At 63.9% G+C, this 20,686-nt stretch carries 11 protein-coding genes and 4 pseudogenes; 8 read left to right on the top strand and 7 right to left on the bottom strand.

The features are described from left to right. Window positions 1-48 precede the first annotated feature (48 nt). The 6 genes and pseudogenes from LN139_RS14150 to LN139_RS14125 all read left to right on the top strand — a co-directional run bounded on the left by LN139_RS14150 (window position 49) and on the right by LN139_RS14125 (window position 7,272). Window positions 49-1,263, top strand: coding sequence for a CmpA/NrtA family ABC transporter substrate-binding protein (locus tag LN139_RS14150; RefSeq protein ID WP_236354466.1), 1,215 nt, complete (start codon window positions 49-51; stop codon window positions 1,261-1,263). Between the two features lie 12 nt (window positions 1,264-1,275). Continuing rightward, the gene (locus LN139_RS14145; RefSeq protein ID WP_236354463.1) at window positions 1,276-1,851 is read left to right on the top strand and encodes an ANTAR domain-containing response regulator; all 576 of its coding nucleotides are present in this window, start codon (window positions 1,276-1,278) and stop codon (window positions 1,849-1,851) included. Window positions 1,852-2,182: 331 nt separating this feature from the next. Beyond that, entirely contained in the window at window positions 2,183-3,394 is a 1,212-nt protein-coding gene (locus LN139_RS14140) for a nitrate/nitrite transporter (RefSeq protein WP_236354461.1), read from the top strand. A gap of 10 nt (window positions 3,395-3,404) precedes the next feature. Further along, window positions 3,405-5,073: pseudogene (locus LN139_RS14135) on the top strand (protein kinase domain-containing protein). Window positions 5,074-5,124: 51 nt separating this feature from the next. Next, window positions 5,125-5,880: a uroporphyrinogen-III C-methyltransferase gene (gene cobA / locus LN139_RS14130; protein WP_236354459.1), complete on the top strand. Its 756-nt coding sequence runs from the start codon at window positions 5,125-5,127 to the stop codon at window positions 5,878-5,880. A 133-nt stretch (window positions 5,881-6,013) separates the two neighbouring features. Beyond that, window positions 6,014-7,272 (top strand): annotated as a pseudogene (locus LN139_RS14125) (IS256 family transposase). A gap of 67 nt (window positions 7,273-7,339) precedes the next feature. Here the strand turns inward: LN139_RS14125 and LN139_RS14120 are convergent. The 7 genes and pseudogenes from LN139_RS14120 to guaD form a co-directional block, all read right to left on the bottom strand. Further along, on the bottom strand, window positions 7,340-8,596 hold the full coding sequence (locus LN139_RS14120; protein ID WP_236354455.1) for a ribonucleotide-diphosphate reductase subunit beta: 1,257 nt from the start codon (window positions 8,594-8,596) through the stop codon (window positions 7,340-7,342). Between the two features lie 309 nt (window positions 8,597-8,905). Continuing rightward, a pseudogene (locus tag LN139_RS25730) lies at window positions 8,906-9,504 on the bottom strand (Fic/DOC family protein). A gap of 2 nt (window positions 9,505-9,506) precedes the next feature. Beyond that, entirely contained in the window at window positions 9,507-9,677 is a 171-nt protein-coding gene (locus LN139_RS14110; protein ID WP_236354453.1) for a YhfG family protein, read from the bottom strand. Window positions 9,678-9,931: 254 nt separating this feature from the next. Further along, window positions 9,932-10,807 (bottom strand): KPN_02809 family neutral zinc metallopeptidase, encoded by an 876-nt coding sequence (gene ypfJ / locus LN139_RS14105; RefSeq protein WP_236354452.1) that lies wholly within the window; start codon window positions 10,805-10,807, stop codon window positions 9,932-9,934. A 121-nt stretch (window positions 10,808-10,928) separates the two neighbouring features. Next, window positions 10,929-13,805, bottom strand: coding sequence for a ribonucleoside-diphosphate reductase subunit alpha (locus LN139_RS14100; protein ID WP_236354450.1), 2,877 nt, complete (start codon window positions 13,803-13,805; stop codon window positions 10,929-10,931). A gap of 367 nt (window positions 13,806-14,172) precedes the next feature. Beyond that, the gene (locus tag LN139_RS14095; protein ID WP_236354448.1) at window positions 14,173-14,880 is read right to left on the bottom strand and encodes a 4'-phosphopantetheinyl transferase family protein; all 708 of its coding nucleotides are present in this window, start codon (window positions 14,878-14,880) and stop codon (window positions 14,173-14,175) included. An 83-nt stretch (window positions 14,881-14,963) separates the two neighbouring features. Next, complete coding sequence (gene guaD, locus LN139_RS14090; protein ID WP_236354444.1) at window positions 14,964-16,271, bottom strand: guanine deaminase; 1,308 nt, start codon at window positions 16,269-16,271, stop codon at window positions 14,964-14,966. Window positions 16,272-16,427: 156 nt separating this feature from the next. Here guaD and LN139_RS14085 point away from each other — a divergent pair, with 156 nt between their 5' ends. Both LN139_RS14085 and smc read left to right on the top strand, forming a co-directional pair. Then, complete coding sequence (locus LN139_RS14085) at window positions 16,428-17,087, top strand: GntR family transcriptional regulator (protein WP_236354442.1); 660 nt, start codon at window positions 16,428-16,430, stop codon at window positions 17,085-17,087. 3 nt (window positions 17,088-17,090) lie between these two features. After that, window positions 17,091-20,574: pseudogene (gene smc / locus LN139_RS14080) on the top strand (chromosome segregation protein SMC). The last annotated feature ends 112 nt before the right edge of the window (window positions 20,575-20,686 follow it).

Raw genomic sequence — 20,686 nt, 5'->3', positions numbered from 1 at the left:
CGTGGTTCGCCTCTGGGGCAGCCTTCTTTCAAGCAACATGGACAGGGAATGAGCAGCGTGAGCGACAACCTCGATGACCCCACAACAGCGCGCGCACTGGCGTGGGTAGCCGGCAGCGACGGCCCTGAAAAGAACGCGCTGAACATCGGCTTCATGCCGCTGAGCGACGCCGCTTCGGTGGTGGTCGCCGCCACCCAGGGCTTTGCCCAGCCTTACGGGCTCACCCTCAATCTGCATCGGCAGGCGTCATGGGCAGGGGTCAACGACAAGCTGGCGAGTGGCGAGCTGGATGCCGCGCATGCGTTGTACGGCATGGTCTACGCCATCGAGCTGGGTATCAGCGGCGCAGCGGCCACCGACATGGCGGTGCTCATGGGGCTCAACCAGAACGGGCAGAGCATCAACCTTTCACAACCGCTCAAAAGCGCCGGCATGGCGTGCCCCGGCGCACTCAAGCAGCGCACCGGGCAGGTGGGTGAGAAGCTCAACTTTGCGCACACCTTTCCGACCGGCAGCCACGCCATGTGGCTGTATTACTGGCTGGCCAGCCAGGGCATTCACCCATTGCAGGACGTCAACAGCGTGGTCGTCCCGCCGCCGCAGATGCTTGCGCACTTGCAGGCAGCGCGCATCGACGGCTTTTGCGCAGGCGAACCCTGGTGCGCCAATGCCGTATTGCTCGGCCAGGGCTGCACGGTTGCGACCAGCCAGGCCCTCTGGCCGGATCACCCGGAAAAAGTGCTGGCTAGCACGCGGGCGTTCGTCGAGCAGTACCCCAACGCCGCCCGTGCGCTGGTGATGTCGGTGCTGGAAGCCAGCCGCTTCATCGAGGCCAGCCAGGAGAACCGCCGCAGCACCGCGCAACTGATGAGCAGCAGCGACTACCTCGACGTGCCGCTCGCCAGCATCGAACCGCGCTTCATGGGCCTCTACGACGATGGGCTCGGCAACCAGTGGCAAGACGCCCATCCGCTGAGTTTTCACAACCAGGGCGCGGCGAACTTCCCGTATCTCTCCGACGGCATGTGGTTCATGACCCAATTCCGCCGCTGGGGCCTGCTGCGCGATGACCCGGACTACCTGGCCGTGGCTCAGCGGGTGCAACAGCTTGCTCTGTACGGCGAAGCTGCGCATGCGCTGCAAATCGCCGTGCCGGCCAGCCCCCTGCGCCGCTCGCAACTGTTGGACGGCAGCGTCTGGGACGGCGGCGACCCTGCCGCCTATGCGCGCAGCTTTGCCTTGCATGCTCGTCATGATCAGTAACCGGAGGTCCCTGTGTTGCGCATCCTGCTGATCAACGACACCCCCAGAACCGTCGGCCGCCTGCGCACCGCGCTGAGCGAGGCCGGCTTCGACGTCATCGACGAGTCGGGGCTGACCATCGACCTGCCTGCGCGCGTTGAAGCGGTGCGCCCGGACGTGGTGCTGATCGACACCGAATCCCCCAGCCGCGATGTGATGGAGCAGGTGGTGATGGTGACCCGTGACCAGCCCCGGCCCATCGTCATGTTCACCGACGAGCACGACCCGTTGGTGATGCGCCAGGCGATCAAGTCGGGCGTCAGCGCCTACATCGTCGAAGGCATCCATGCCCAGCGCCTGCAGCCGATCATGGAGGTGGCCATGGCGCGCTTCGAAAGCGATCAGGTGCTGCGCTCGCAACTGCAGGCGCGGGATCAGCAACTGGCCGAACGCAAACGCATCGAGCTGGCCAAGGGCATGCTGATGAAGATGAAGCATTGCAGCGAAGAAGAGGCCTACACGCTCATGCGCCGCCAGGCCATGAGCAAACAGCAGAAGCTGATCCAGGTGGCGGAGCAGATCATTGCCATGAACGAGCTGTTGACCTGACCGTGCACCGCAATGCGGCAGCCGCTGCACCAATGAGGGCGAGGGTGTTCACCCGCAGGCTTTCACCGCCTCGCACTGACCCCTGAAATTGCCGAGCCAGAGCCTTCCGGCAGTGTTGGCACACAACCTGCTTTTGCCTTTGAACAGGTAACCAACGGCGGTTGCCCACCACGACAAAGACGTCGCACATCCCCCCGCGCGAGCGATTACGGGATGGCGACGTCTTTTGCGTTTCTGGCCTCGCGAAACGGGGCGGTGGAGCAGCCGTGATGGCTCGCCCACCTGCAAGCACGTGACCTTCGTTGACTCTTTTTGCAGATGAGGTGCTGGAATGAACAACAGTTTCTGGAAAGCCGGGCATACCCCGACATTGTTTGCCGCGTTCCTGTATTTCGACCTCAGCTTCATGGTCTGGTACCTGCTCGGCCCTATGGCCGTGCAGATCGCGACCGACCTGCACCTGTCCACGCAACAGCGCGGTTTCATGGTAGCGACACCCATCCTGGCCGGTGCGATCCTGCGTTTTGTGATGGGGATGCTGGCTGATCAGCTGTCGCCCAGAACGGCGGGCATCATCGGCCAGGTGATCGTCATCGCCTCGCTGCTGGCGGCCTGGCAGCTAGGCATCCACAGTTACGAACAGGCCCTGCTGCTGGGCGTGTTTCTGGGCATGGCCGGTGCATCGTTCGCCGTGGCGCTGCCGTTGGCGTCGCAGTGGTACCCGGCTGAACACCAGGGCAAGGCCATGGGCATCGCCGGTGCCGGCAATTCCGGCACCGTACTGGCCGCGCTGGCGGCACCGGTACTGGCTGCCGCCTTCGGCTGGACCGAGGTATTCGGCCTGGCGCTGATTCCGCTGACGCTCACGTTGATCGTGTTCGGCCTGTTGGCGAAAAACGCTCCCAACCGCAGCAAGCCGAAATCCCGGGCTGACTACTTCAAGGCCCTGGCCGACCGCGACAGCTGGTGGTTCATGTTCTTCTACAGCGTGACCTTCGGCGGTTTCATCGGCCTGGCCAGTGCCTTGCCAGGCTACTTCTACGACCAGTACGGCCTGAGCCCGGTCACCGCCGGGTATTACACGGCGGCCTGTGTCTTCGGTGGCAGCCTGATGCGGCCGCTGGGGGGCGCGCTGGCCGACCGCTTCGGCGGCATTCGCACCTTGCTCGGCATGTATGCCGTGGCGGCGTTGTGCATCGCGGTGGTGGGCATGCACCTGCCAAGTTCGGTGGCAGCCTTGGCATTGTTCGTCAGCGCCATGCTGGGCCTGGGTGCCGGCAACGGCGCGGTGTTCCAGCTGGTGCCGCAGCGCTTCAACCGCGAAATCGGCGTGATGACCGGCCTGATCGGCATGGCTGGCGGTATCGGCGGCTTCCTCCTGGCGGCGGGCCTGGGCGCGATCAAGCAGAGCACCGGTGACTATCAATTGGGCCTGTGGCTGTTCGCGAGCCTCGGCGTGGTGGCCTGGTTCGGATTGGCCAGCGTCAAGCGCCGCTGGAGAACCACCTGGGGTTCGGCAGCCTTCACCGCAGCGCGGGTGTGAGGCCCCCGCCATGCCCCTGCAACTGAGCTACGCCCAGAGCAGCGCCAGCGGGCCCCGCGCCGAGAACCAGGACGCTACGCGCATGGTCAGCCCGGCGCCGTCGCTGGCGGCCAGCAAGGGCTACCTGTTCGCGCTGGCCGATGGCGTCAGCCAGTGCAGCGACGGCGGCCTGGCGGCGCGCTCGACCCTGCAAGCCCTGGCTCACGATTACTACGCCACGCCACAGACCTGGAGCGTGACACAGGCGCTCGACCGCCTGCTGCTGGCCCAGAACCGTTGGCTGCATGCCAGTGGTGGCGGCCAGCCTTTGCTGACCACCCTCAGCGCCATCGTGCTGCGCGGCCAGCGTTTTACCCTGGCGCACATCGGCGACTGCCGAGCCTATCGCTGGCATGGCGGGCAATTGCAGTGCATCAGCGAAGACCACGTGTGGCGCCAGCCGGGCATGCAGCACGTGCTCAAGCGCGCCATGGGGCTGGAGCAGCATCTGGTGGTGGATTACCTCGAGGGTGAGTTGCGCGCGGGCGAGTGTTTTCTGCTGGCAAGCGATGGCATCTGGGCGACCCTGAGCGAGGCGTCGATCGCCGGCGTGCTGCGCGACGAGCCTGATCTGCAGAGCGCTACCCAAGCGCTGGTTCGCGCGGCTCACCTGGCCGGCAGCCAGGACAACGCCAGCGCCGTGCTGGTGCGTGTCGAGGCCATCGGCCAGGCCTGCCTGGGTGATGTTCTGGAGCAGGTCGAACAGTGGCCGCTGCCGCCTGCACTGAAATTGGGGCAACGCTTTGAAGGCTGGCAGGTCGAGGCGCGGCTCAGTGGAGACACGCCAATCGGTGCTGTATCGCGTCCGCGACGCCCAGCAGCAACCCTGGCTGCTCAAGACCCTGCCCAACCACTGTGACGGTGACAGCGAAGCCGGGCAGCGCCTGCTTCAGGAGGAGTGGTTCCTGCGGCGCGTGGCCGGGCGCTTTTTTCCTGAGGTGCATGCCGCCCCTGAGCGGCAGCACCTGTATTACCTGATGCGCGAGCATCCCGGCATCACCCTGGCCGAGCACCATCGGCAGCACGGCCCGCTCAGTTTGGCGCAAGGCCTGGGCATCGCCCTGCACCTGCTGCGGGCGCTGGGCATGCTGCACCGGCGCAACATCCTGCACCGCGACATCAAACCGGAGAACCTGCTGCTCGATGCAGACGGTGACTTGCGCCTGCTGGACTTCGGCCTGGCGCACTGCCCGGGGCTGTCTGCGCACATCGCAGGCGAATTGCCGGGCACGCCCAACTACATCGCGCCAGAAGCCTACGCAGGCGCCGCGCCGAGCGTGGCTCAGGACCTGTACAGCGCAGGCGTGACTTTGTATTTCCTGCTGACCGGCCACTATCCCCATGGCGAGGTCGAGGCCTTCCAGCGCCCGCGCTTCGGCACACCGGTGCCGGCCAGCCGCTATCGCCCCGAGCTGCCCGAATGGCTGGTGCACAACCTGGACCAGGCACTGGCCAGCGACCCGGCCCAACGCTTCGAAACGGCCGAACAATGGGCGCTGGCGCTGCAAAACGGCGAGCAACAGCCCAGCACAAGCTTTCGCCCGTTGCTGGAGCGCGAACCGCTTAAGGTGTGGCGCACCCTGGCGCTGTGTTCACTGTTGGTGAACGGGCTGCTGTTGATCTGGATGTTGCACGGATGAAACCCACCCCGGATCGCGCCTCGCGGTTCGCAACGCTGATGAGGTAACGGCATGAACGCAAAAGTCTGGTTGGTAGGCGCCGGCCCGGGTGACCCGGAGCTCTTGACCCTCAAGGCGGTGCGCGCGCTGCGTGGCGCCGACGTGGTGATGATCGACAGCCTCGTCAACCCGGCCGTGCTGGAGCACTGCCCCGGCGCAAAGGTCATCGGCGTGGGCAAGCGCGGCGGCTGCCGCTCCACCCCTCAAGCCTTCATCCAACGCCTGATGCTGCGTTATGCACGCCAAGGCAAATGCGTTGTGCGCCTCAAAGGCGGCGACCCGTGCATCTTCGGCCGCGGCAGTGAGGAGGCTCAGTGGCTTGGCGAGCGTGGTATTGAAGTGGAACTGGTCAACGGGATCACCGCTGGCCTGGCGGGCGCAACGCAGTGCGATATCCCGCTGACGCTGCGTGGGGTGGCCCGCGGTGTGACGTTGGTGACCGCCCATACGCAGGACGACAGCCCGCTGAACTGGCGAGCGCTGGCGCAGGCGGGTACGACCCTGGTGGTCTATATGGGGGTAGCGAAGCTCAAGGAGGTTCGCGACGAGCTGCTCGCGGGTGGATTGGCGGCGGAGACGCCCGTAGCGATGATCGAAAACGCATCGCTGCCGCAGCAACGGCAATGCTTCAGTGAGCTGGCAGGCATGCATGAGGCGGCGTTGGCGTTCGAGCTCAAGGCGCCGGCGGTGCTGGTGATCGGGCAGGTGGTTGTAGAGGGGAGGGGTGGTAGGTGTTTGCCGGGGTTTGCGGAGAAACTCACAGGCTAGAAAAAAACCGCCAGCCTCGTTTGCGGAGGCTGGCGGTTTCTTCACACGGGAGTGGCCTGGAGACGCTCAGGCCAAAGCCTGGGACTATCAGTAATTTTGTGTTCGGGCATCACATGCGTTTAAGGTGCATGACATGCCAAGCAAAAAGACCCCGGCCGGCAAGGCCAGAAAGACCTCCCAGAGATCCCCAAAGACCTGGTCGAACAGTTCGTCAAAGGCCCGATGACAGCTGAGGCGATCCAGGACATCTCGATGGCCTTCAAGAAGGCGTTGGTCGAGCGCGCACTGGGTGCGGAGCTTGGCTATCACTTGGGCTATGCGTCCGGCGAGACGCGCCCGGAAGGCACCGATAACCAGCGCAACGGCACCAGCGGCAAGACAGTGCTGACTGACGATGGCCCGCTCAAGCTGGACATTCCCCGCGATCGCGACGGCAGTTTCGCGCCCATCCTGATTCCCAAGCATGAGCGCCGCTTCACAGGGTTCGACGACAAGATCATCGCCATGTATGCCCGTGGCATGACGGTACGCGAGATCCGTGCGTTTCTGCTGGAGCAGTACGGCACGGACGTCTCTCATGACTTCATCAGTTCTGTTACTGACGCCGTGATGGAAGAAGTGGGTGCATGGCAACAGCGGCCTCTGGAGCCGATGTATCCGGTCATTTTCTTCGATGCCTTGCGGGTGAAGATCCGCGATGAAGGTGTGGTCCGCAACAAGGCGATCTACTTGGCGCTGGGCGTTTTGCCGGACGGCACCCGTGACATTCTGGGTATCTGGATCGAGAACACCGAGGGTGCGAAGTTTTGGTTGAAAGTGTTCAACGACTTGCGCAACCGAGGCGTTGAGGATGTGCTGATTGCCGTCACGGACGGACTCAGGGGCATGCCGGAAGCACTGGCGGCTGTTTACCCTGAAACGACTCTGCAAACCTGCATCGTCCACCTGATCCGCAATAGCCTTGAATACGCCTCCTGGGACAAACGCAAAGGGCTGGCCAAAGCTCTGAAGCCGATTTATCAGGCACTCAATGCCGAGGCCGCCGAGCAGGCATTGAACGACTTCGAGGCTGGGCCCTGGGGCAAGCAGTATCCGACGGTTGTTGCCGCGTGGCGGCGGGCTTGGGATCGCGTGATCCCGTTCTTCGTGTTCCCGCAGGCAATACGCAAGGTGGTCTACACCACCAACGCCATCGAGAGCATCAACGCCCAGTTGCGCAAGATCATCAAGACGCGCGGGCACTTCCCGAATGACGAAGCGGCGACCAAGCTGATCTGGCTGGGACTGCGAAACATCACCGCCAACTGGGGCAAGGCTGCGCATGACTGGAAAAGTGCGATGAATCAATTTGCGATCCTGTATGAAGATCGCTTTACCAGGCCAACCTGGTGATTTCACTGTCCGTCAGGTGACGGGCGTTAACCGCCCGCACACAAAAAATCTGACAGTCCCCAAAGCCTCAATCCCAGCTCAACGCCCCACCGGTCTGATACTCGATCACACGGGTTTCGAAGAAGTTCTTCTCTTTCTTCAAGTCCATGATCTCGCTCATCCACGGGAACGGGTTGGTGGTGCCCGGGTACTCTTCCTTCAGGCCGATCTGGGTCAGGCGGCGGTTGGCGATGAACTTGAGGTAGTCCTCCATCATCGCCGCGTTCATGCCCAGCACGCCGCGCGGCATGGTGTCGCGTGCGTATTCGATCTCAAGCTGCGTGCCTTGCAGGATCATCTGGGTCGCTTCTTCCTTCATCTCGGCGTCCCACAGGTGCGGGTTCTCGATCTTGATCTGGTTGATCACGTCGATGCCGAAGTTCAGGTGCATGGATTCGTCGCGCAGGATGTACTGGAACTGCTCGGCGACGCCAGTCATCTTGTTGCGGCGGCCCATGGAGAGGATCTGGGTGAAGCCGCAGTAGAAGAAGATGCCTTCGAGCACGCAGTAGTAGGCGATCAGGTTGCGCAGCAACTCCTTGTCGGTTTCCGGAGTGCCGGTCTTGAACTCGGGGTCGGAGATGGCGCGGGTGTACTTCAGGCCCCAGGCGGCCTTTTTCGCGACCGACGGGATCTCGTGGTACATGTTGAAGATCTCGCCTTCATCCATGCCCAGCGACTCGATGCAGTACTGGTAGGCGTGGGTGTGGATCGCTTCCTCGAAGGCCTGGCGCAGGATGTACTGGCGGCATTCGGGGTTGGTGATCAGGCGGTACACCGCCAGCGCCAGGTTGTTGGCCACCAGCGAATCGGCGGTGGAGAAGAAACCCAGGTTACGCAGCACGATGCGGCGCTCGTCGTCGGTCAGGCCGTCGGCGCTCTTCCACAGGGCGATGTCGGTGGTCATGTTGACCTCTTGCGGCATCCAGTGGTTGGCGCAGCCGTCGAGGTATTTCTGCCAGGCCCAGTCGTACTTGAACGGCACCAGCTGGTTCAGGTCGGCGCGGCAGTTGATCATGCGCTTGGAGTCGACGGTCACGCGGGCGGCTGAGCCTTCGAGCTCGGCCAGGCCTTCGGCGATGTCGAGATCGTTCAATGCGGCCTTGGCACGGGCAACGGCGGCGCTGTCGTCGGCAGCGATGGCGCGGGCCTGGTGGGCGGCGGCGTCACCGGCGCTGTCGAGGCGCTCCAGCTCTGCGCCAACAGCCGGCTGCGAAGGCGCGGCGCCTTTGGCAGCGGAGGTGGCTTCGGTGTCGTCTTTGTCGAATTCGTCCCAGCTCAGCATGGTGGGTGGCTCCTGCGTGAGGGCTGCATGGGTGGCAGCCATGTGGATGTTGGAAATCTGTACGTTGCCCGCGCCTTTAGCTGGATGCCGGCTCGGGCGGCGTGAGTTCGAGAGGGCCGATGCACTTGTGCGTATCGGCCGACTAAGGGGGCACGATTGTACTGGAAAGTGTGCTTTGACGCGCCCTTTTAGCTTAACGAGCTTCTTTGGTTAGAAACCAGCTCTTTACAGGGTAAAAACTACATATGGTAGGTTTCATTGATCAGGGGCACAGGATATAGGCTTCGCCGCAGAAGTCCATCATGCTGATCAAGACGAAAATGGCACCTGACCGATGCAGCGGTCGAATATGCCGGCAAGCGGTGCATAGTTGCAGGCTACAGCGCTGATATTGGCCTGAATCCACTCGTCGGGTGAAACGGGGCGCCAGTCGATAGGGTACTCGGCAGCAATGACCAATTGCTCGAATAGCAGCCGTTGAGCTCGGCCATTGCCTTCTCGAAAAAGGTGAAGCATGTTCAGCTCGCCGAAGAATTCCGCCAGCAGCGCCATGAGCACTGGCCTTTCGAGCCTTTGAAACCATCGCCTGCTACCTGCCCAAGCGAATAGTTGGCGGCTTCAGGTTCGATGCGGGAGACGTTGCAAAATCGCGTCACGCCTTTGGAGATGTCGACTTCACGCACCTCACCGGCGAATGGATAAACATCCTTGAACAGATGACGGTGCAGAGCCTGCAAACTCTTTAGGTCGTAGGGCGGGGGGTGAAAAACCACCTCGCTGGCGGCAATGCTGCTCAGCTCTCGCTCAGCGTCGTCCAGCATTGACTGAACCCGAAGATTCAGGTGATTGCGCAATACGGACGTACCGGGGTAACAGTAAGGGTCTTGCCCGACCCCATACTTGTCCACTGTCACCGAGCGTTATCGGTACGATACCGCTGCAGTACCTGCTCACGTGTGGGGACAGGCTTTTCCTCATCACCCTGAGGCACATTGAACCCTTCGAGCCGTAGGCTTGCCGCGTAATTGGCGCGGCGCACCTTGGCGAAGTATGCGCGTTTGGTTTCCAGGGACGTGGGCATAAGGGTTGCCTGCTTGGAGAATGGCGCAAGTATACGCCTAATTGCCACACCGCAAACGCCTGGCGCTTAACGCGGCTTTGGAGGCCCTATGCTTTTGGGGTTTGCAATGCCCAAGCGATTTCGATGTTGGGGAGCGGCTCGTCGCTCATCGCCCGGCGAGCCGGCCTCCCACTGAAATCCGGCTTCGCACTTCATATAGGGGGAGGGCGGCTTGCCGCGCGACGAGGCAAACTTCAAGCCTGTCGAGCAAACCTTCAAAGCGCCTTTGCCGCAAACGTATCGCAGTCACCCACACGCCCCTGCGCAAAGCCTGCCTTGAACCAGCGCTGGCGCTGCGCAGAGGTGCCATGGGTGAACGCATCCGGCATCACGTGCCCTTGGCTCTGCTGTTGCAGGTGATCGTCGCCGATGACGTTGGCAGCATTGAGGGCGTCGTCGATATCACCTGGCTCCAGCCAGTTCAGGCGCGCCTGCGCATGGTTGGCCCACACCCCGGCGAAGCAGTCGGCCTGCAATTCCTGGCGCACCGAAAGCCCGTTGGCACCTTCCATCGGCTGGCCCTGCCGGCGCGCGGCTTCTACCCGGTCGGAAATGCCCAGCAGATTCTGCACATGGTGGCCTACCTCGTGCGCAATCACATAGGCCTGGGCGAAGTCGCCTGCTGCGCCGAAGCGTTCGCGCATCTCGCGGAAGAAGTCCATGTCCAGATACACCTGGCGGTCGCCGGGGCAGTAGAACGGCCCTACTGCCGAGGTCGCCCGGCCGCAGGCCGAACTCACCTGGCCGTTGAACACCACCAGTTTCGGGTCCTGATACTGCTTGCCCTGCGCCTGGAACAATTGCTGCCAGGTGTCTTCGGTGTCGCCAAGGATGGCGCGCACGAAATCAGCCTGCTGATCGTTGGCCGGCGGCGCCTGGCGCTGGGCCGGCGTATTGGATTGGCCTGCACCGGTCAGCTCGCTGAGCAGCTGCAGCGGGTCCTGGCCGGTGAGCAGGCCGAAGCCGACGATCAGCACTACCGCGCCCAGGCTCAGGCCGCCTTTGCCCAAGGGGATGCCGCCGCCTCCGCCACCGCCGTCACCACGGGCGTCGACCACGTTGTCGCTGCGGCGGCCTTTTTTCCAAAGCATGGTGGCATCTCCTGATGGGTTGTCAGAGCAACAGACCCAGGCAGCCGCGCCAGGTTCGTTCGGGCATGAAAAACCCCTCGGCCCGGCAAGCGGGGCGAGGGGTCGGCTGCCGCAGCTCAGCTTATTGGCAAGCTTCGCAATCCGGCTCGTCGATGGCGCAAGCCTTCGGCACAGGAGCCGGGCCGGCAGCCTGGACCGGGGCGCTGTCACCGCCGCTGGAAACGGCGTTGAGCTTGCCGGTGTTGATGGTCGACTTCTCGGTGCTGGTGGCAGCCAGGGCACGGAGGTAATAGGTGGTTTTCAGGCCACGGAACCACGCCATGCGGTAGGTCACGTCGAGCTTCTTGCCCGAGGCGCCGGCGATGTACAGGTTCAGCGACTGCGCCTGGTCGATCCACTTCTGGCGGCGGCTGGCGGCTTCGACGATCCAGCGGGTGTCGACTTCGAACGCGGTGGCGTACAGGTCCTTGAGCTCCTGCGGGATGCGCTCGATCTGCTGCACGGAACCGTCGTAGTACTTCAGGTCGTTGATCATGACCGAGTCCCACAGGCCGCGGTCCTTGAGGTCGCGCACCAGGTAGGGGTTGATCACGGTGAATTCGCCGGAGAGGTTCGATTTCACGTACAGGTTCTGGTAGGTCGGCTCGATCGACTGCGAAACGCCGGTGATGTTGGCGATGGTCGCGGTCGGCGCGATGGCCATGATGTTCGAGTTGCGGATGCCTTTTTGCACTCGCGCACGCACCGGGGCCCAGTCCAGGGTTTCGGTACGGTCGACTTCGATGTACTTGGCGCCGCGCTGCTCGATCAGGGTGGCCAGCGAGTCCAGCGGCAGCACGCCCTTGGACCAGAGCGAGCCCTGGAACGTCTCGTAGGCGCCGCGCTCGTCGGCCAGGTCGCAGGAGGCCTGGATGGCGTAGTAGCTCACAGCTTCCATCGAACGGTCGGCGAACTCGATGGCCGCGTCCGAACCGTAGGCGATGTGCTGCAGGTACAGCGCGTCCTGGAAGCCCATGATGCCCAGGCCCACCGGGCGGTGCTTGAAGTTGGAGTTCTTCGCCTGCGGCACGGAGTAGTAGTTGATGTCGATCACGTTGTCGAGCATGCGCACGGCGGTGTTGATGGTGCGCTGCAGCTTGGCGGTATCGAGCTTGCCGTCGACGATGTGGTTGGGCAGGTTGATCGAGCCCAGGTTGCACACTGCGATCTCGTCCTTGTTGGTGTTCAAGGTGATCTCGGTGCACAGGTTGGAGCTGTGGACCACGCCCACGTGCTGCTGCGGGCTGCGCAGGTTGCACGGGTCTTTGAAGGTCAGCCACGGGTGGCCGGTCTCGAACAGCATCGAGAGCATCTTGCGCCACAGGTCCTTGGCTTCGACGGTCTTGTAGACCTTGATCTTGCCGTACTCGATCAGCGCTTCGTAGTACTCGTAGCGCTCCTCGAAGGCCTTGCCGGTCAGGTCGTGCAGGTCAGGGGTTTCCGACGGCGAGAACAGGGTCCACTTGCCGCCTTCGAACACGCGCTTCATGAACAGGTCAGGGATCCAGTTCGCGGTGTTCATGTCATGGGTGCGGCGGCGGTCGTCACCGGTGTTCTTGCGCAGTTCGAGGAATTCCTCGATGTCCAGGTGCCAGGTTTCCAGGTAGGCGCACACCGCGCCCTTGCGCTTGCCGCCCTGGTTCACTGCCACGGCGGTGTCGTTGACCACTTTCAGGAACGGCACAACGCCCTGGGACTTGCCGTTGGTGCCCTTGATGTAGGAGCCCAGCGCGCGCACCGGGGTCCAGTCATTGCCCAGGCCGCCGGCAAATTTGGACAGCATGGCGTTGTCGTGGATGGCGCCATAGATGCCGGAAAGGTCGTCCGGCACGGTGGTCAGGTAGCACGAGCTCAATTGCGGGCGCAGGGTGCCGGCGTTGAACAGGGTCGGCGTGGAGGCCATGTAGTCGAACGACGACAGCAGGCGGTAGAACTCGATGGCGCGCTCGTCACGGTTCTTTTCTTCGATGGCCAGGCCCATGGCCACGCGCATGAAGAACACCTGCGGCAGTTCGAAGCGGATGCCGTCTTTATGAATGAAGTAACGGTCGTAGAGAGTCTGCAGGCCCAGGTAGGTGAACTGCTGGTCGCGCTCGTGATCGATCGCCTTGCCGAGTTTTTCCAGGTCGAAGTTGGCAAGCTCCGGGTTGAGCAGCTCGAACTCCACGCCCTTGGCGACGTAGGCGGGCAGGGCAGCGGCGTACAGTTCGGCCATCTCGTGGTGAGTGGCGCTATCGGCCACACCCAGGAAGCCCAGGCCTTCGGCGCGCAGGGTGTCCATCAGCAGGCGAGCGGTGACGAACGAGTAGTTAGGCTCACGCTCCACCAGGGTACGGGCGGTCATCACCAGGGCGGTGTTGACGTCCTTGATGGCCACGCCGTCGTAGAGGTTCTTCAGGGTTTCACGCTGGATCAGCGCACCGTCGACCTCTTCGAGGCCTTCGCAGGCTTCGTTGATGATGGTGTTCAGGCGGCCCATGTCCAGCGGTTCGAGGCTACCGTCATCGCGCTTGATGCGGATGCTCGGGTGCGGCTCGGCGATGCTGTTCTCGCCCTGCTGCTTGCGCTTGACGGATTGGGCTTCGCGGTAGATCACGTAGTCGCGGGCGACCTTGTGCTCGCCGGCACGCATCAGCGCCAGCTCGACCTGGTCCTGGATTTCTTCGATGTGGATGGTGCCGCCGGATGGCATGCGGCGCTTGAAGGTGGTGCTGACCTGTTCGGTCAGGCGCGCTACGGTGTCGTGGATGCGCGAGGAAGCAGCAGCAGTGCCGCCCTCGACTGCGAGGAACGCTTTGGTGATAGCGACGGTGATCTTGTCGTCGGTGTAGGGGACGACAGTACCGTTACGCTTGATCACGCGCAGTTGGCCGGGGGCGGTGGCGGTCAGTTCATGGGACTGTTCCGCGCCCTGTGGCGCCTTGGCCTGCGGGTTCTCGCGAGTCGGTTCGGTGTGCATGGGGCTCTCCATGATAGCTCTGTGTTGGCCGGCGGCGTGCTGGGCGCTGCTCGCGGCATCATGTTAATGGCGGGGAAGGTACGGCGAAGCCCTTCCTGGCGACTGATTCTTTCAGTGCGCGGACGGCGCGCGAAAAGCGAAGCATTTGGCAAAAAAAGCGTTTTTACACGCTTGCGCTATGACTTCGAATTGTGGTTCTGGTTCCACCAAAACCCCAACATGTAGTGGTTCGGTAAATTCGCGATACAAGATAATGCGGTCTGCGGGGATCTGCAACCGTGCGGGGGTGTGGATAAGGTGTGGGCAAAGTGTAGAAAAAACCGCCCGCCTGCATGGTTGCTGGGCTGCAGCCGAACAGCGGATTTTTTCAATTTTTCGCGATCGCCACCAGGCTCAGCAAACGGTTGTTTTCGATGCAGAACTGCGCGTCGATTTCAACCCCGTGGCACCACCGTTCGCTCAAATCGATCAGCAGCTGCAAACGTGCCTGGCCATCGGCCGACCAGCTCGACAGCTCGGCATGCTCGAACCAGAAACGCTGCCGCACCAGCGGGTAGAGCGCCTTGAACAGGCTCTCCTTGAGCGAGAAGGTCAAGGTCACCGCCAGCGCTGCTTGTGCGTCATCACTCGGCAGCCGCTCAAGCTCGGCCGGTGTGAGGATTTCACCCTTGAGCCGCTGGGCGCGCTCCGGCGCCAGCAGGGTTTCGGCGTCCAGGCCCAGGGCCTGCCAATCGTCGCTGTGCGCGGCGATGCAGGCGGCCCAGTTGTCGCTATGGGTGATGGAGGCGCATACCGCGGCCGGCCACATCGGGGCGCGGTCGTCACCCACAGGCGCCACCCACTCCAGGCCACTGACCGCGCGCACCGATTCCCGCGCGCACACCCGGCCGGCGAGGAACTCCGCCTGGCGCTTGGCGACCGAGCGCTGGATGTTTTCCGGTGGCTGCACGGCATGGCGGGCGAAGTCATCGGCCCGCAGGGCGGCGGGGGCGAAGGTGCAGCAGGTAAGCACCGCGCCGCCGGCAGGGTTGGGCAGGGGCCAGGTGGTGCTCAGGGGGCCGAGGGTCGGTTGCATGGGCGTATCGGGCGTTTGAGGTGTGGCGATTCGAGGGCGGCAAGCATACCAGCTTGGCGCCTCGATGCCTTGGAAGGGATATGTCAGCCGCGCTGATGCACCCGGTTTCCATGGGCGTAGGTCCTCTCGATCACCCGGTCATCGCCCAGCGTCATCAGCACGAACAGCGTTTCGGTGATATCCCGGCATTGGCGCAGGCGGTACTCCAGCAGCGGCGTGGCGGCCAGGTCCAGCACCACGAAATCGGCCTCGTGCCCAGGCCGCAACTGGCCGATGCGGTCATCCAGGCTGAGCGCACGCGCGCCACCGAGGGTGGCCAGGTACAGCGACTTGAACGGGTGCAGCGAAGCGCCCTGCAGTTGCATCACCTTGTAGGCTTCATTGAGCGTCTGCAGGATCGAGAAGCTGGTGCCCGCGCCCACATCGGTGCCCAGCCCAACCTTCAGCTGATGCCGCTCGGCCTGGGGCAGGTTGAACAGGCCGCTGCCCAGAAACAGGTTCGAGGTGGGGCAGAAGGCGACCGCAGCACCGGCTGCCGCCAGCTGCGCACACTCGTGGCCGTCCAGGTGCACGCCATGGGCCAGCACCGAGCGTGGGCCGAGCAACCCATGGTGGGCGTACACGTCCAGGTAGCCCGCGCGCTCGGGAAACAATTGCCGCACCCAGTCGATCTCCTGGCGGTTTTCACTCAGGTGCGTGTGCAGGTAGACGCTGGGGTATTCGCGCAGCAGCCGCCCGGCGGCTTCAAGTTGTTCTGCACTGCTGGTAGGGGCGAAGCGCGGGGTGACGGCGTAGTGCAAGCGCCCGCGCCCGTGCCAGCGCTCGATCAGGTCGCGGCTCTGGGCGTAGCCGTGGTCCGGGCCGTCGAGCAGCTCAGGCGGGGCATTGCGGTCCATCATCACCTTGCCGCAGAGCATGCGCAGGCCCAGGCGCAGCGCCTCTTCGAAGAACGCCTCCACCGACGCCGGGTGGACACTGGCGAACACCAGCGCGGTGGAGGTGCCGTTACGCAGCAGTTCGGCGATGAAGCGCCGAGCGACGTCCTGAGCATGAGCGGGGTCGGCGAAGCGTGCTTCGCAGGGGAAGGTGTAGTGGTTCAACCAATCCAGCAGTTGCTCGCCGAACGCGCCGATCATGCCCAGTTGAGGCAAGTGGATGTGAGTGTCGACAAAGCCCGGCATGATCAGCCGGCCAGGCAGTGCCTCCACCTCAATGCCCGGCGGCAGATACGGCAGCGCCTCATTGGCATCGCCGGCGGCGACGATGTGCCCATCCTCCACTTGCAGCAGGCCATCGGGCCAGTATTGGTACGAGCCATCCAGGCCGGTGACGGCAGGGTCGCCGAGGCTGTGCAGCAGGGCGCAGCGATAGGCTTGGCGGTGAGCGGGCATGGGGTGGCCTCGAGGCGCGAACAGCGAAAGAACGCCAGTGTAGAACGTTGCCGGCACGCACGGCATGTTCCGGCTGTTGCGCCGGTTCCAATTTCAATCGGCAATTAGGCTACAATCGCCGCTTTTCTCGCCCCACGCCCCTTGCCAGGACCCGCCATGACCTTCAAGGCCTCGGACAGCCTCTGCGAACAGATTGCCCATCACCTGGCCGAACGGATCATCCGTGGCGAGCTGGCGCCGGGTGAGCGCATCCAGGAGCAGAAGGTCACCCAGGCGCTGGGCGTGAGCCGCGGTTCGGTGCGCGAGGCGCTGCTGATTCTCGAACGCCGCCATCTGATCGCGATCCTGCCGCGCCGGGGTGCGCAGGTGATGCCGATCACCGAGCGCCAGGTGCGCAGCCTGAGCACCTTGATGACCGAGCTGTACATCCTGCTTGGCCTGGCGGTGGCCGAGCGCTGGCAGGCCGATGCCGACTTCATGCCGTTTCTCACCCTGCAGCAGCGCCTGGCAGCGGCTTGCGAGCGTGGCGACATCAACGCTTTCGTCGATCACAGCTTCGAGGTGATGCGCGCCGCCTACGCGTTCGCTGACAACCCTTACCTGCAGGAAACCGTGGAAAATCTCCAGCCGGCGATGAGCCGCCATTATCTCCTGGCGCTGGACGCCCGCAAGGCCTCGATGCACGAGTACCTGGAGCTGTTCGCGCGCTTGCTCGAAGCGGTGCGTGCGCGGCACCTGGCCGGCGTGCGTGCGGTGCTCGGCGCCTATGGCGAGCGCAGTTGCGAACAGATCCTCGCAAGCCTGGGGCAGCGCTGACCGATGCGGCTCAAATGCGTGCGCCTGGCCGGGTTCAAATCGTTCGTCGACCCCACCACGGTCAACTTCCCCAGCAACATGGCCGCAGTGGTGGGCCCCAACGGCTGCGGCAAGTCCAACATCATCGACGCCGTGCGCTGGGTGATGGGCGAAAGCTCGGCGAAAAACCTGCGCGGCGAGTCGATGACCGACGTCATCTTCAACGGCTCCACCAGCCGCAAGCCGGTGAGCCAGGCCAGCATCGAGCTGATCTTCGACAACAGCGAAACCACGCTGGTGGGCGAATACGCCGCGTACGCCGAGATTTCCATTCGCCGCAAGGTCACCCGCGACGGGCAGAACACCTATTACCTGAACGGCACCAAGTGCCGGCGCCGCGACATCACCGACATCTTCCTCGGCACGGGCCTCGGCGCACGCAGCTATTCGATCATCGAGCAGGGCATGATCAGCCGCCTGATCGAGGCCCGCCCGAAGAGCTGCGCAACTTCTCGAAGAAGCGGCCGGCATCTCCAAGTACAAGGAACGCCGCCGCGAAACCGAGAACCGCATCCGCCGCACCCATGAGAACCTCGAGCGCCTGACCGACCTGCGCGAAGAGCTCGACCGCCAGCTCGAGCGCCTGCACCGCCAGGCCCAGGCTGCCGAGAAATACCAGGAATACAAAGCCGAGGAGCGCCAGCTCAAGGCGCAACTGGCAGCCTTGCGTTGGCGCGCACTGAACGAGCAGGTCGCCGAGCGCGAGCGGGTGATCGGCGACCAGGAAGTGAGCTTCGAAGCGCTGGTGGCCGAGCAGCGTAACGCTGACGCCAGCATCGAGCGGCTGCGCGACGGCCATCACGAACTGTCGGAGCGCTTCAACCAGGTGCAGGCGCGTTTCTATTCGGTCGGTGGCGACATCGCCCGGGTCGAGCAGAGCATCCAGCACGGCCAGCAGCGCTTGCGCCAGTTGCAGGACGACCTGAAAGAGGCCGAGCGGGCGCGGCTTGAAACCGAGTCGCACCTGGGCCATGACCGCACCTTGCTGGCAACCCTGGGCGAAGAGCTGGAAATGCTCGAACCCGAGCACGAGGGGCTGGCCGAAGCATCGGAGCAGAGTGCCGCAGCGCTGGAAGAAGCCGAAGCCGGCCTGCACGGCTGGCAGGAACAGTGGGACGCCTTCAACACCCGCTCCGCCGAACCGCGCCGCCAGGCCGAGGTGCAGCAGTCGCGCATCGCTGGGCTTGAGCAGTCGATGGAGCGCCTCAGCGAGCGCCAGCGCCGTCTGGGCGAAGAGCGTGGGCAGCTGGCGGCCGACCCCGAGAGTGCTGCGATCCTCGAGGCCAGCGAGCAGTTGGCCGAGTGCGAGATGGCGCTGGAAGCCTTGCAGGCTGAAGACGAACAGGGCGCCCTCGATCTGGAACAGGTGCGTGCCCAATTGCAGGCCGTCACTGCCGAGCAGCAGCAGGCCCAGGGCGAGCAGCAACGCCTGGAAGGCCGCCTGGCTTCGCTCGAAGCCTTGCAGCAGGCCGCGCTTGAGCCTGGTGCCGGTGCCAGCCAGTGGTTGGCGGAGCAGGGCCTGGCGCAGCAGCCACGGCTGGCCGAAGGGCTGCGGGTCGAGGCGGGTTGGGAGGCCGCAGTGGAGGCGGTGCTCGGCGCCGACCTTCAGGCGGTGCTGGTCGATGATCTTCAGGCCTCACGTTTCGACAGCTTCGACCAAGGCGAGCTGCGCCTGGCCAGTGCCGGCCCGGCGCCGGTGGCCGAGGGCAGCCTGTTGGGCAAGGTGCACAGCCCGGTCGACCTCAGCCCCTGGCTGGGCCAGGTGTTGCCGGCCCAGAGCCTGGAGGCTGCGCTGGCCCAGCGTGCTTCGCTGGCGGGCGGGCAGAGCTTCGCCACCCAGGATGGCTATTGGGTGGGGCGGCACTTTCTACGCGTCAGCCGCGGCAACGATGCCCAGGGTGGCGTACTGGCGCGTGGGCAGGAAATCGACCAGTTGCAGGCCCGGCGCGAAGCCGGGGAGCAGGCGCTGGCCGAGCTTGCCGAGCGCCAGGCCGAGTTGCGCCAGGCTCAGGCCGACCAGGAGCAGGCCCGTGAGCAACTGCGCCGCCGCTTGCAGGAACAGACCCGCCAGCAAGGTGAATACCGCGCTCAGCTGTCGGCCAGCCAGGCCAAGGCCGAGCAACTGGCGCTGCGCCGGCGCCGGCTCGAAGAAGAGCTGGCGGAGCTCGCCGAGCAGCGTGCGATCGAAACCGAAAGCGTCGGCGAGGCGCGCCTGCAATTGCAGGAAGCCCTTGAGGCCATGGCCGAAGACACCGACCAGCGCGAGCGCCTGATGGCCCAGCGCGAACAGCTGCGCGAAGGGCTCGACCAGTTGCGCCAGCAGGCTCGCCAGCACAAGGACAGCGCCCACCAGCTTGCTCTGCGCCTGGGCTCGTTGCGCGCCCAGCACCGTTCTACCCAGCAAGCGCTGGAGCGGCTTGAGATGCAATCGGCGCGGCTGGTGGAGCGCCAGGAGCAACTGGCGCTGAACCTGGAAGAAGGCGACGCACCGCTCGAGGAGCTGCGCATCAAGCTCGAAGCCCTGCTCGAACAGCGCATGGGCGTGGACGACGAGATGCGCATGGCTCGCGCCAGCCTCGATGACGCTGACCGCGAGCTGCGCGACGCCGAAAAACGCCGCACCCAGGCCGAGCAGCAATCGCAGATGCTGCGTGGCCAGCTCGAAAGCCAGCGCCTGGAATGGCAGGGCCTGAGCGTTCGCCGCACCGGCCTTCAGGAGCAGCTGCGCACCGATGGCTACGATTTGCACGGGGTGCTCGCCACGCTCACGGACGAGGCCACCGAGCAAAGCGCCGAGCAGCATCTGGAACTGATCGATGCGCGTATCCAGCGCCTGGGCGCCATCAACCTGGCGGCGATCGAGGAGTACCAGCAGCAGTCCGAGCGCAAGCGCTACCTTGATGCGCAGAACGACGATCTCACTGAAGCGCTGGAAACCCTGGAAAACGTGATCCGCAAGATCGACAAGGAAACCCGCAACCGCTTCAAGGAAACCTTCGATCGGGTAAACGGCGGTTTGCAGGCACTTTTTCCGAAAGTTTTCGGCGGTGGCAGCGCCTGGCTGGAACTGACGGGCGAAGATCTACTCGATACAGGGGTAACGATCATGGCCCGCCCGCCGGGCAAGAAGAACAGCACCATCCATTTGCTGTCCGGTGGTGAAAAAGCGCTGACGGCGCTGGCCCTGGTGTTTTCGATCTTCCAGCTCAACCCCGCGCCGTTCTGCATGCTCGATGAGGTGGATGCGCCGCTCGATGACGCCAACGTCGGCCGCTACGCGCGGCTGGTGAAGGAGATGTCCGAAACGGTGCAGTTCATCTACATCACCCACAACAAGATCGCCATGGAAATGGCTGATCAACTGATGGGGGTCACCATGCACGAACCGGGCTGTTCGCGCCTTGTGGCGGTGGATGTAGAAGAAGCCATGGCCATGGTGGAAAGCTGAGCAGAGGGGAGGGTGGCTCTAAATGCAAGGTGAAGGCGACTGGCGGTGTATGTTTGCCGCAGGTCGTGCTAGTTTAGTGTCAAGATTTTTCTATGCGTGGGTAAAACGCCAG

Origin of the sequence: Pseudomonas sp. KNUC1026 (assembly GCF_021650705.1) — a bacterium.
Lineage (GTDB): Bacteria > Pseudomonadota > Gammaproteobacteria > Pseudomonadales > Pseudomonadaceae > Aquipseudomonas.
This window is presented reverse-complemented; position numbering and strand designations above follow the sequence as displayed.